Annotated in this window: 10 protein-coding genes and 1 pseudogene; 1 reads left to right on the plus strand and 10 read right to left on the minus strand. The window is 67.0% G+C overall.

All coding sequences use genetic code 11. The features are described from left to right. The 3 genes from secD to B4A72_RS15515 form a co-directional block, all read right to left on the minus strand. The coding region (secD, locus tag B4A72_RS15505; RefSeq protein WP_292979060.1) for a protein translocase subunit SecD at positions 1 to 1,427 on the minus strand (1,427 nt) is incomplete at its 3' end. Between the two features lie 29 nt (positions 1,428 to 1,456). Beyond that, a complete protein-coding gene (gene yajC, locus B4A72_RS15510; protein ID WP_292958107.1) occupies positions 1,457 to 1,789 on the minus strand; it encodes a preprotein translocase subunit YajC in 333 nt (110 codons plus the stop codon). A 366-nt stretch (positions 1,790 to 2,155) separates the two neighbouring features. Beyond that, a complete protein-coding gene (locus tag B4A72_RS15515; protein ID WP_292979062.1) occupies positions 2,156 to 3,322 on the minus strand; it encodes a M20 aminoacylase family protein in 1,167 nt (388 codons plus the stop codon). A gap of 62 nt (positions 3,323 to 3,384) precedes the next feature. On the opposite strand from B4A72_RS15515, the gene mazG reads away from it, so the two are divergent. Continuing rightward, a complete protein-coding gene (gene mazG / locus B4A72_RS15520; RefSeq protein WP_292979064.1) occupies positions 3,385 to 4,227 on the plus strand; it encodes a nucleoside triphosphate pyrophosphohydrolase in 843 nt (280 codons plus the stop codon). A 148-nt stretch (positions 4,228 to 4,375) separates the two neighbouring features. Here the strand turns inward: mazG and B4A72_RS15525 are convergent, their stop codons facing one another. From B4A72_RS15525 to B4A72_RS15555, 7 genes and pseudogenes are all read right to left on the minus strand, one after another. After that, positions 4,376 to 5,302 carry a carbohydrate kinase family protein gene (locus B4A72_RS15525; protein WP_292950593.1) on the minus strand — a complete coding sequence of 309 codons (927 nt, stop codon included), beginning with the start codon at positions 5,300 to 5,302 and terminating at the stop codon, positions 4,376 to 4,378. Between the two features lie 51 nt (positions 5,303 to 5,353). Beyond that, positions 5,354 to 6,565, minus strand: a complete 1,212-nt coding sequence (locus B4A72_RS15530) for a zinc ribbon domain-containing protein (RefSeq protein WP_292950595.1) — start codon at positions 6,563 to 6,565, stop codon at positions 5,354 to 5,356. A gap of 11 nt (positions 6,566 to 6,576) precedes the next feature. Next, entirely contained in the window at positions 6,577 to 7,701 is a 1,125-nt protein-coding gene (locus B4A72_RS15535; RefSeq protein ID WP_292950597.1) for an SPFH domain-containing protein, read from the minus strand. A 79-nt stretch (positions 7,702 to 7,780) separates the two neighbouring features. After that, complete coding sequence (locus tag B4A72_RS15540; RefSeq protein ID WP_292950599.1) at positions 7,781 to 8,782, minus strand: DUF2927 domain-containing protein; 1,002 nt, start codon at positions 8,780 to 8,782, stop codon at positions 7,781 to 7,783. A gap of 35 nt (positions 8,783 to 8,817) precedes the next feature. After that, positions 8,818 to 10,011 carry a toxic anion resistance protein gene (locus tag B4A72_RS15545; protein ID WP_292950601.1) on the minus strand — a complete coding sequence of 398 codons (1,194 nt, stop codon included), beginning with the start codon at positions 10,009 to 10,011 and terminating at the stop codon, positions 8,818 to 8,820. A gap of 287 nt (positions 10,012 to 10,298) precedes the next feature. Next, a complete protein-coding gene (locus tag B4A72_RS15550; RefSeq protein ID WP_292950603.1) occupies positions 10,299 to 12,485 on the minus strand; it encodes a 3-hydroxyacyl-CoA dehydrogenase NAD-binding domain-containing protein in 2,187 nt (728 codons plus the stop codon). An 11-nt stretch (positions 12,486 to 12,496) separates the two neighbouring features. After that, a pseudogene (locus B4A72_RS15555) lies at positions 12,497 to 12,676 on the minus strand (acetyl-CoA C-acyltransferase); the annotation flags it as partial.

Below are 12,676 nucleotides of genomic sequence, written 5' to 3' on the forward strand. Positions count from 1 at the left end.
CCGCGTGCGGTTTTCATCTCTTCGCGGATGCGTTCGAAGACCAGCACGTTGGCGTCCACCGCCATGCCGATGGTCAGCACGATGCCCGCGATGCCGGGCAGCGTCAGCGTTGCCCCGATCATCGACAGCACGCCGAAGATCAGGCCCATGTTGACCGCAAGGGCCAGCGACGCGAACACCCCGAACAGCCCGTAAGAGGCGATCATCAGCACGATCACCGCGACAAACCCCACGGCCGAGGCGATCCTGCCCGCGTCGATGCTGTCCTGTCCCAGTTCGGGGCCGACGGTGCGTTCTTCCAGAAAGGTCAGTTTGGCCGGCAGGGCGCCGGCGCGCAGCAGCACCGCCAGGCGGTTCGCCTCGTCGAAATTCATCGACCCGGAAATCTGCCCCGAACCGGTAGTGATCGGCTGCCGGATCACCGGGGCCGAGATCACCTGATTGTCCAGAACGATGGCGAAGGGCTGGCCGACATTGGCGCTGGTATAGGCGCCGAACTTGCGCGCGCCACCGGGGTTGAAGCGGAAATCGACCGAGGGCAGCCCGTTCTGGTCGGTCGAGGGCAGGGCGTCGTTCAGCTCTTCACCGGTCACGACGGGGCTTTCCTCGAGCGTGTAATAGACACCCTCGCGTTCGGCATCCGGCAGCACGATCTGCCCCGGATCGGTCGGCGCGTCAGCATTGCCGCCTGTCGCCACGACCGAATTGAAGGTCAGTTTCGCCGTGGTCCCGATCAGCGCCTTCAGTTCCGCCGCCGAGCCGATGCCCGGCACCTGGATCAGGATCCGATCCTCGCCCTGTCGGGTGATGGTGGGTTCGCGGGTGCCGACCTCATCGACGCGGCGGCGGATGATTTCCAGCGATTGCTGGATCGTGCGGTCATCGGTGACGGCCTTTTCGGCATCCGACAACCGGATCGTCATCGCGCCGCCCTCGGCGGTGATGGCAAGGCTTTGCTGCCCGGCGCCGCTGATCGTGGTGACCGGATCGGAAAAGCCGCGCGCGATCTCTGTCGCGCGGGCCATCTGGTCGGGATTTCCGATCGAGACCTTCAGCGTGCCATCGGGCGAATCCAGGCGGCGAACCGCGCCGATGGTGGCGCGCTCGTCGGCCAGCGCGCGGCGCAGTTCGGGCCACAGCGCGTCCATGCGGGCCTTGTAGACCTGGGCCACCTCGACCTCGCCCAGAAGATACGCACCGCCGCGCAGATCGAGCCCCAGATTGACCAGCCCGCTGGGCAGCCAGCCCGGCCAGCCGGCGCGGGCCGCATCCAGTTCCGGAGTGCTGGCACCGGTCTTCTCGATGGTGGTGATGGCGTCGTTATGGGCCTCGACGCGCTTGTAGAACAGGTTGGGCATGGCATAGGCCAGTCCCAGAAGGCAGATCCCGATGATCAGGATGCGCTTCCATCGGTCGATCTGAAGCATTGCGGCTTACGCCTTTCGCGTCTGGCGGATCATTTGTTTGCGGCGACCGGTTCGGTCTTGCCCAGCACCTGCGAGATGGTCGAGCGGACCACGCGCACCTTCACGCCCGGGGCGATCTCGACTTCCAGATCGTCGTCGCGGATGCTGGCGACCTTGCCGATGATGCCGCCCTGGGTGACGATCTGATCGCCTTTCTTCAGCGCCTCGACCATGGCGCGGTGCTGTTTCACGCGCTTCTGCTGCGGACGGATCATCAGGAAATACATGATCGCGAAGATCAGGATCAGCGGGATGAACTGCGCGAAGGCGGCGCCCGAACCGGCGGCGCCGGAAGCCTGAGCGAAAGCGGGGGTTGCGAACATGTGTCGTCCTTACATTGGTGTCAGCGATCGGAAGGCCGGCCCGGAAATCCCGGACCCCGCCCTTGCGAATTGGCGCGCAACCTATCCGCGCCGCCTGCCCTTGGCAAGAAACTGCCTCGGGCGCCGCTGTCGCGGCCGGTCAGATCCCGTCACACTGCCGTGCGCCGTCTCCCGCGCGGCACGCGCGGCGCAAGGCCCAGCGGCAGCGACCGGGCCGGGCCCCGCCCGGCCCGCCTTCCGTTCCGGCTCGACGCGATGGCGGGCATCTGCCGGGCCGATCCTGCCCGGTCATCATTCCTGTCCGGACATCGCGGTGCGGTCCGCCGCCCTCCGCCGCGCGGCCCCGGCCGACGAACGCGGCTCCGATCAGCGCGCCGGCGGCTGCGCCCGCTCGACCAGCCGGGCGAAGAAGCTGGCGCCGACCGGCGCGATCTCGTCGTTGAAATCATAGCCGGGATTGTGCACCCCCGGCCCCTCGCCCTGGCCCAGAAACAGATAGCATCCGGGACGGGCGTTCAGCATGTAGCTGAAATCCTCGGCCCCCATCTCGCGGCCAGCATCGGCGATGACCCTGGCCTCTCCGGCGATCTCGCGCGCGACCGCGACGGCGAAATCGGTCTCGCGCGGATCGTTCACCGTGGCCGGATAGCCCTGCTGATAGTCCAGCGTCACCGAAACGTCATAGGCCGCGCCCTGACCATCGCAGATCTGCGCCATACGGCGGCGCACCATGTCGCGGACATGCGGCTCGAAGCTGCGCACGGTTCCGCAGATCCAGGCGCCGTCGGGCACGACGTTATCCGCGCTGCCGGTATGAATCTGCGTCACCGACAGCGCCAGGTCGTCCAGCGCGTAATGGTTGCGGCTTGAAATCGTCTGGATCGCGCTGACGATGGCCACAGCCGCGACGACCGGATCGGCGGTCAGATGCGGCATCGCACCATGGCCGCCCTGTCCCTTCACATGGATGTCGAAGCGGTCCACCGCGGCCATGATCGGGCCCGGCGTGGTCTGGAAGCTGCCGGTTTCCTGTCCGGGGCTGTTATGCATCGCAAAGACGCGGCTGATCCCGAAGCGATCCATCATGCCCTCGCGGACCATGGCGTCGCCGCCGCCGCCATCCTCTTCGGCCGGCTGAAAGATCAGCGCCACCCGGCCGCCGAAATTGCGGGTCTCGGCCAGATATTTCGCCGCCCCCAGCAGCATCGTCGTATGGCCGTCATGGCCACAGGCATGCATCCGCCCGGCGACCTGCGAGGCGTGGGGCAAGCCGGTCGTCTCATCCATCGGCAGCGCGTCCATGTCGGCGCGCAATCCGATGGTCGGCCCGTCGCCCCGGCCTTCGATGATGGCCACGATGCCGCTCCGGCCGATGCCCTCGTGGATCTGGTCCACGCCGAATTCGCGCAGTCGCGCGGCCACGAAAGCGGCGGTCATGTGGCAGTCGAAGCCCAGTTCGGGATGCTGATGAAGGTGGCGGCGCCACGCGGTCATCTGGTCTGCGAAATCGGCGATGCGGTTCAGCACGGGCATGTGGACTTGCGCCTTTCTCTGTGGCAGTCGGGGCATCTGCACCGCTCGGACCGGGAAAAGCAATGGCCGATACCAGTTCCTCCTCGCGACGTCGCGATCCCCAGGCCGAGATCCTGCGCCTGCTGCGGATCATGGCCGCGCTGCGCGATCCCGAAACCGGATGCCCCTGGGATATCCAGCAGGATTTCGCCTCGATCGCGCCCTATACGATCGAAGAGGCGCACGAGGTCGAGGATGCGATCCAGCGCGAGGCCTGGGACGAATTGCCGGGCGAACTGGGCGACCTGCTGCTGCAGGTCGTCTTTCACGCCCGGATGGCGGAAGAGGCGGGATTGTTCGATTTCGCCGATTGCGCGGCCGCCATCTCGGACAAGCTGGTGTTCCGCCATCCGCATGTCTTCGGCGACGAATCCCGCGACAAGTCGGCCGAACAGCAGGTCCAGGACTGGGAGGCGATCAAGGCCGCCGAGCGGGCCGGCAAGGCCGAAGGCGGGACGCTGGACGGCGTAGCCCTGGGGTTGCCGGCGCTGACCCGCGCGATCAAGTTGCAGAACCGGGCCGCGCGGGTGGGTTTCGACTGGCCCGGTCCGGGCGACGTTCTGGCCAAGATCGCCGAGGAGACCGCCGAACTGGTCGAGGCGCAAGAGTTGTCGGACCCGGGGGCGATGGAGGAAGAATTCGGCGATCTTCTGTTCGTCATGGCCAATCTGGCGCGGCATCTGAAGATCGACCCCGAACGGACCCTGCGCCGCGCCAATGCGAAATTCACCCGCCGTTTCCGCGCCATCGAGGCCGCCCTGGCCGCCGAGGGCCGCCGCCCCGAGGACAGCGATCTGGCCGAGATGGACCGGCTCTGGAACCGCGCCAAGCTTGCCGGGAAGTCTGGCCGCGTGATTGGCGGCTGATCTTTCCGCGATCGGCTCTGCCGCCGCGCGAAGATGGGGAACGGCGGGAACGGGGATCGCCCGAAAGCCGTCAGATGAAAATGCGCGACGCGCCGCTTCTGCCCTTGGCGGAAACGGCGCGTGAGCCGTCGGGCATCGCAAGCCCCGGCTAGGGGTAGGTGACCTCGGCAGGCATTTCATGTGCCCAGGGCGGATTCGCGCCGGCGCGCGAGACGGTGATCGCGGCGGCCTGCGCGCCAAGGCTCAGCGCGCCGCGGATCTGGCCGGGGCCGATCGATGCCAGGCCCTGCTTCGTCAGCACACCCTGGCGGCGCAGGCTGGCCAGAACGCCCGCGTTGAAAGTGTCGCCCGCGCCGATCGTGTCGGCGACATTGGTGCGCACGGCCGGGGCACTGACGGTCTCGCCGGCCCAGAAAGCGCGCGCCCCCGAAGCGCCGCCGGTTTGCAGCACGATGCCGGTTCCGCCTCGCAGAACCTCGCGCGCGGCATCTTCGGACGAAAGGCCGGGATGAAGCCATTCCAGATCATCCGAGGACAATTTCACGATATCGGCGAGGGGCAGCAGGCGGGACAGGCGATCGCGAAAGGCAGCCGCATCCTGGATGAAGAACGGGCGGATATTCGGGTCGATCATCACCGGCAGATCGTGGTGATTGGCCGCCACCAGCGCCTCGATCGCGGCGCCGCAGGGATCGGGAACAAGGCTGATCCCGCCCACGAAGATCGCCTCGATATCGGCGGGCAGGGCGGGAATGTCTTCGGGCGCCAGCATCCGGCCGGCGGAACCCTCGTCGTAGAAGGCGTAATGCGCATCGCCGCCGATCAGCGTGACCAGCGCCAGCGTCGTCAGCCGGTCGGTGCGCGGGCACAGATCGACATTGACCCCGGCCTCCAGCAGCGGACGCAGCAGCACCTCGCCGAAGGGATCGCGGCTGATCGGCCACAGATAGGCGGTGGGTTCACCCAGACGGCCAAGCGCGACCGTGGTGTTATAGACCGCCCCGCCCGCCAGCGGGCGGAAATTGCCGTTCTCGGGCACCATGTCGATCAGCGATTCGCCCGCGCACAGGATCATTCCAGCCCCCTCACCATCCCGGTATGACAATCCGTCCGCACCCCGGCCGAACTACACATAACCGCCTGCCTGACCGAGATACAGGAAAACCGCCAGAGCAACCAGAGCGGCAAGAATCGCGGCCGCGATCTTCCAGACCGACCAGGGCCGCTGACCCATCACCCGCCCGGACTGGCCGTTGACCACGAAGCGGAAGCTGCGGCCGTTATAGCGATAGGCGGCGGCCCAGACCGGCAGCAGGATATGCTTGAAGGTCTCGGCCGCGTAATCGGTCTGGATCCGGTCGACGCGCTGTTCATCGCCACCGATATCGCGGCGGGCGTCGTTCAGGATGACCCCTGCCATGTCCTGGCGCGCGATGGCATGGCCGTCCGCCAGCGGGATCGTATAGCCCTCGGCCTCGAAACCGGCCAGATATTCGGGGCTGTAGGGACGCAGATGCGACAGATCCCAGGGCGTCATCCCGTCCGAGAAACGGCGCGGAAGCGAGGCGGAGGCCAGCACCAGAACATCGTTGAAGCGCCGCGTCACGCGGCCCCCAACCGGGCGCCAGCGGATGCGGCGGACCTGACGGGGCACGCGCTGCTGGCGGCCGTCAATCTCTTGAGTGACATGGATCGTTTCGTAATAGGCGTCGCCGCGCTGGCCGGAATAGGCCGAAACGGTATCGGCGTCGAATGTCCAGAAGGGCTGATAGACGCCCCGCATCCGGCGACCGCGCCGGGCATAGGCGGTCAGACCGGAGGGCGCGAACCACAGCCCGCCCAGCCAGTCCTCCATCGCCTTGCGCGCCTGTGTCTCGGTCAGCGCGAAGGGCAGGACGCCCTGCGGCTTGATCCTGCGGCTGGTGCCGGTATCGGTGACCACCGGCGTGGCGCAGAAGGGGCAGACGGCGGCATGGCTGTCGCCCGAGATCTCGAACCGGGCGCCGCAATTGGGACAGGACAGGGTGCGCACGTCTTGCGCGATGGCGGAATCCGCGTCCAGTCGCAGACCCCGATCCAGCGGCACTTCCTGAAGATCGGGGGATTTGTGCGCCGCGTCCCATTGCAGCGCGCGGCCGGTTTCGGGATTGGCGAGGATCGCGGCCTCGGCCTCGGCCCCGCCTTTCGACTGGCGCGCCGGCGCGCGCGCGGCGCCGCCACCGATGCGCTGTTCGTAGCCGCAATAATCGCAGACAAGCACCTGCTGTCCGGGACGGAATCGCAGGCTGGCGCCGCAATTTTCGCAGGGATAGCGATATTCGGTCTGCGGGGTCGGCATCGGCGCCCGGATCAGCCCGGCAACGGCGGCGGCATCATGGTAAAGAGCTGTGCCAGTTCAGGCACCTCGTCGGCGGGCAGCCAGCCGTCCTGACCGGGCGTCCAGACCAGCGTGTCGCGGCCGAACCGGCCTTCCGAGACCAGCCGGCCCAGATGGCCGCGCCCATAGGGGCCCTGCGCCTGCCCGCCCTCGGCGATGTGCCAGACCGTTTCGACCTGCCTGTCGGGCAGGGGCGGCGGCACGGCGGCGGCGGCGGGTTGCGGCGCGGGCTGCGGCTGCGGCCCCCAAGGGCCGGGCCGGGCCATGCCCATGCCCATCGCGGCCCCCATCGCCGCGCCCATTCCCGCCCCCGCGCCGCCCGGATTGCGGCTGGCGTTCAGCATCGCCTCGGAGGCCGCATATTGGCCGAACCGGTCCAGATCGCCGATGATCCCCATCGAGGTGCGCTTGTCCAGCATCGCTTCGACCGCCTCGGGCAGGCTGATATTCTCGATGTAGAATTCCGGGATCGACAGGCCGTAGGCGGTGATCACCGGTTCGATCGCGCGGGCAACCATCTTGCCCAACTGGCCGGTATTGGCCGCCAGATCCAGCACCGGGATCCCTGATCCCGCGATCATGCGCGAAAACTCCTGCGCGATCACGTTGCGGATCTGAAAGCTGATCTCGTCACGGGTGAATTCGCCGTCCGTGCCGACGATTTCGGACATGAAGCGCGCAGGCTGGGTCACGCGCATGGAATAGGTGCCGAAGGCGCGCAGCCGGACCGGGCCGAATTCCGGGTCGCGGGCGATGACCGGGTTCCGTGTGCCCCATTTCAGATCGTTGAAGCGGGTCGTGTTGACGAAATAGATCTCGGACTTGAAGGGGCTGCGGAAGCCATGGTCCCAGTGCTGAAGCCGCGTCAGCACCGGCATGTTGTTGGTTTCCAGCAGATAAAGCCCGGGTCCGAAGACATCCGCAAGCTGGCCTTCATGCACGAAGACGGCGGACTGCCCCTCGCGGACGGTCAGCTTCGCGCCGTATTTGATCGCCTTGCCGACGGTCGGAAAGCGATAGACCATGGTGTCGCGGCTGTCGTCGGTCCATTCGATGATCTCGATGAATTCGCCGCCGAGGATGTCGAAAAGCGCCATCATATGCCTCCTGGCGGCGCTGCGCCGCTGTCAATCATGGGCCAAAGCGCCTGTTCCGCGCAAGCGCGGCACCGCCCTGTCAGGCGCTTTCGCCAAGCAATTCACCGGCGATCCGGCGGACGATGGGGGCGGCTTCGGCCTCGGTCATGCCGGGCCTGAGCCGGCGGTCATAGAGAATCTGCAACAGCAATTCGTCGTGTCGGGTCAGCAGCGCGAATTCCTCGTCGTCGTTGAAGATCGAGGGCCGCGCATCGGGGCTGTCATTGGACAGGCCCATGCCCTGCGCCAGTTCCTCGTGGAGGCAGGAATCGCGCAGAAGCGGCGGCAATTCAGCGCGGATCAGCACAACGGCGCGGGAATAATCGGCGGCCGCGCCCTGGGCATAGGCGAAAGCGGTGCAGAAATTGTCGTCATCCAGATTTTCGATGATCCGGATATCCCGTTCGGGAATGCCGGGCACCAGACGCGCCAGGCGCGGGCCGATGCGGCGACGCTCGTCGTCGCTGAGCACGAGGACGATGAAATTGCCGCCGCTGGCCGTCAGCCGCACCGGATGGCCGCTGATACGGGACAGTCGCGCGGCATAGCGGCCGATCTCGGTGCGATACAGGCTGCGGGTCGCAGCATCGGCCGAGGCACCGAATTCGACCTGCATCGCCACCGGTTCCTGCCATCGCCGCAGCGGCGCGATGCGGGCGCTGGCCACCAGGTTGCCGCCATCGCGGCTGTATTCGTCACGTAGCGCGATCGCAAGAAAATCGCGGGTCAGGCTTTCGGCGTCGATCGGCGCGTCTTGCGGGATGCGGTCGCGGCGCAGCCGGCCCTGGGACAGCAGCCGCGCCTCGGTCTCGGCGTAGGCCAGGCGCTGCTGCCGGCTGTTGCGGCCGCTGGTCTGGACGGCCTGACCCGCAGCCTCGTTCGCGGCGCGGTTCCGCTGGGCACGGGCCTTGCGCAGCCTTGCCTGATCGGCGCTTTCGGCGGCGTGATGAATGTTATCGGGCCTTGGCGGGGGCGGGGCCGGACCGATCGCCGGGCCCTTGGCGCAGGCGGCCAGGACCGCCAGCGCCACAAGGCCTGGCACGGGCCGCAGGCGCGGCAGGAGGCGGCCTGCATCAATCATGACCTTGGGCTCCGGGCCGGGGGCGCGGTCTCGTCGGAGCGCCGTGCCGCGCTGGCCTGCGACAGGGCATCGCGCAATTCGCCCTCCATCCGGGTCAGATCCTCTTCGGCGGCGGCCCGGCGGGCGCGGCCCTCGTCGGCGATGCGAAGACTGTCCTCGATGGTCGAGATCAGCTGGGCATTGGCGGTCTTGACCGCATCAATGTCGAAGACGCCGCGCTCGGTCTCGGTCCGGATCGCCGCGTTGGCGCTGCGCAGGTTTTCGGCATTGCGGGTCAGCAGGTCGTTGGTCAGGTCGCTGGCTTCCTTGACCGCGCGGGCGGCCTCGGCGCTGCGCTGGATGGTAACGGCCTGGGCAAGCTGGGTTTCCCAAAGCGGCACCGTGTTCACCAGGGTCGAGTTGATCTTGGTGACCAGCGACTTGTCGTTTTCCTGCACCAGCCGGATCGAGGGCAGGGACTGCATCGTCACCTGGCGGGTCAGTTTCAGATCGTGGACGCGGCGTTCCAGATCGTCGCGGATCGCACGCAGATCGCGCAATTCCTGCGCCTCCATCACCTGATCGGCCTCGCCCGCCGCGTTCATCTCGGCATCTTTGGCCGGGATCACCCGGCTGTCCAGTTCGCGCAGCTTTTCTTCGCCGGCCGCGATATACAGCGCCAATTCGTCATAGAATTTCAGCGTCCGGTCATAAAGCAGGTCCAGCCCCTTGATGTCTTTCAGCAAACGCTGCTCGTGCCCTTCCAGGTCCGAGGTCACGCGGTCGATCTGGGTCTGGACGTTTTCGTAGTTGGCCACGAATTTCGCGAAGGGCGCCGAACGGCCCAGCAGCTTTTCCCACCACGACCGGGACCGCCGCACATCCAGTTCCGAGGTCGAGAATCCACGGATCGTGGTCACGATCTCGCGCAGGCTTTCCCCGGCCGGACCCACATCCTTGTTGCGCACATCCGACAGCATGTTCTGGCTGATTTCCTGAAGACCCGATTGCGCGGTGGTGCCAAAGCGCACGATGGAACCGGAATCGGTCAGATCGATCTCGTCCATGCGTTTGCGGATCTCGGCCGAGGTCTGCGCATCGGCCTGTTCGAGGCCGACGGGTTCGGCGCCGGGTTCGGGCAGCATGACCGAGGTCACGTCCTCGATATCCTTGCGGGCGGCCTCGGCGCGGCGGCGCGTGTCTTCGGTCATCGGCAGATCCTTTCGTGATGCTGCAGGCGGCGATGTCTGTTGCGGCGCAGCATACGGGCTTTGCGTCGCGGTTCAACAAAGCAGGGGCGCGAAAGGTTCGCCGGATTCCGGGGTGCTGTTGCCTGGCGGACACAATCGCGCGCAGATCCGGCGCTGAACCTGCGCCGCGACCGCGTTCCCGGCCGTGTGGCGCCGCGGCGGCGTTTGCAGGACCGGGCCTTCGCCGGCGGAATTTCCATCGGATTCCGCGCCGCCGGTCCAGACCGGGGCCGGCGGCGCAGGGTGGTTCAGGCAGCCTGTTTCTGCTGGCCGAATCGGCCATAGAAGGTCTGGTCCTTGGCGGCCATGTCGCGCAACAGTGCGGGGCAGGCGAACCGCGCGCCATGGCGTTCGGCCAGATCCTCGCAGATCTCGACCGCGCGGGCCGCACCCAGCATGTCGAGCCAGCCGAAGGGCCCGCCCGTCCAGGGCGCGAAGCCCCAGCCCAGGATCGCGCCGACATCGCCTTCGCGGATATCCTCCAGCACGCCATCCTCCAGCGCGCGGACGGCCTCCAGCGTCTGGGCGAACATCAGCCGGTGCTGCACATCGGTCAGGCCGGGCTGCTCATCGGCGCGCGGGTATCGCGCCGCCAGACCGTCCCACAGGCCCTGCCGCTTGCCCGTGTCGTCATAGGCGTAGAAACCCGCATTCGACTTGCGCCCCAGCCGGCCCTCATCGGCCATCCGGAACAGCACCTCGTCCACCGCCGCATCGGGATAGGCGTCGCCCATCGCGGCGCGGGTGGCCTTGGCGATCTTGACGCCCAGATCGATCGAGGTCTCATCGACCAGTTGCAGCGGTCCCAGCGGCATTCCCATCATCTTGGCGGCGTTTTCAACCAGGACCGGGTTCACGCCCTCGGCCACCATGCGGATGCCCTCGTTGATATAGGGGATGATGCAGCGGTTGGCATAGAAGAAGCGGGCATCGTTGACGACGATCGGCGTCTTGCGGATCTGGCGCACGAAATCCAGCGCCTTGGCGACGGCACGCGGGCCGGTGGCGCGGCCCTTGATGATCTCGACCAGCATCATCTTGTCCACGGGGCTGAAGAAATGGATGCCGATGAACTGTTCGGGCCGGGCGCTGGCTTTCGCCAGATCGCTGATCGGCAGGGTCGAGGTGTTGGTGGCGAAAATCGCGTCCTTGCCGATCACGGCCTCGGCCTTCTTCGTGACCTCGGCCTTGATCTGCGGATCCTCGAACACGGCCTCCACGATCAGGTCGCAGCCGTCCAGCGCCGCGTAATCCGTGGTGGCGTTGATCCGGGCCAGCACCTCGGACTTCTTCTCCTCGGTCGCCTTCTTGCGGCTGATCGCCTTGTCCAGCAGCCCCTCGGAATAGGATTTGCCCCTGTCGGCGGCGTCCTGTTTCGCGTCGATGAGGACGACCTCGATCCCGGCCATGGCGCTGACATGGGCGATGCCCGCGCCCATCATGCCGGCGCCGAGAATGCCGACCTTCGCGACCTTCTGATCGGGCTGATCGGGACGGTTCGCACCCTTTTCCAGTGCTTCCTTGTTGATGAACAGGCTGCGGATCATGGCGCCGCTGCTGGGATTCATCAGCACGTTCGTAAACCAGCGCGCCTCGATTCGCAGTGCCTGGTCAAAGGGCACCATTGCCCCCTCATAGACCGCCGACAACAACGCCCTGGCGGCCGGATAGACCCCCATGGTCCTGCCATGCACCATGGCCGAGGCGCCGACGAAGGTCATGAAGCCGGCCGGGTGGAACGGCTCGCCGCCGGGCATCTTGTAACCCTTCTGGTCCCAGGGCTTGACCAGATCGGCGTCGCTGGCACGCAGAACCCAGTCCTTCGCGGCGGCAACGGGGTCGTCCACCACCTCGTCGATCAGGCCGGCGGCCCGGGCTTTCCCGGGATCGCAAAGCTTGCCTTCCAGCAGGAAGGGCGCGGCGGCCATCGCCCCCAGCCTGCGCGCCAGCCGGGTCGTGCCGCCACCGCCGGGAAAGATGCCGACCATGATCTCGGGCAGGCCGATCTTGGCGCGGGCGTTGTCGGCCGCGAAGATGCGATGGGTTGCCAGCGGCAGTTCCAACCCGATTCCAAGTGCCGTGCCGGGCAGGGCGGCGGCGATGGGTTTGCCGCCCTTGAGCGACTTCGGATCCATGCCCGCCCGTTCGATCTTGCGCAGCAGGTGATGCAGTTTCATCACCCCGTCAAAGACGCCCTGCGCGCCGCCCTGTTCCTTCATCCCGGCGATGACGTTCAGATCCATCCCGGCCGCGAAATCCTGCTTGCCCGAGGTGATGACGATGCCCTTGACGGCCTCGTCCGCCAGCGCCTCGTCGATCAGCGCGTCCAGTTCCGCCGCGCCGTCCATCGACAGCACGTTCATCGACTTTCCGGGCACGTCCCAGGTAACGATTGCGACGCCGTCGGCGCCTTTCTCCATGGTGAAATCGGTCATGTCCTTCGCCCTCACACGCGCTCGATGATGGTGGCCGCGCCCATGCCGGACGCGATGCACAGGGTTGCCAGACCCAGGGTCTTGTCCTGTCGTTCCAGTTCGTCCAGAAGGGTGCCGATGATGATCGCTCCGGTCGCGCCCAGCGGGTGGCCCATGGCAATGGCGCCGCCGTTGACGTTCACCCTGTCGGG

It is taken from the genome of Paracoccus sp. UBA5162 (genome assembly GCF_002413585.1).
Taxonomy (GTDB): domain Bacteria; phylum Pseudomonadota; class Alphaproteobacteria; order Rhodobacterales; family Rhodobacteraceae; genus Paracoccus.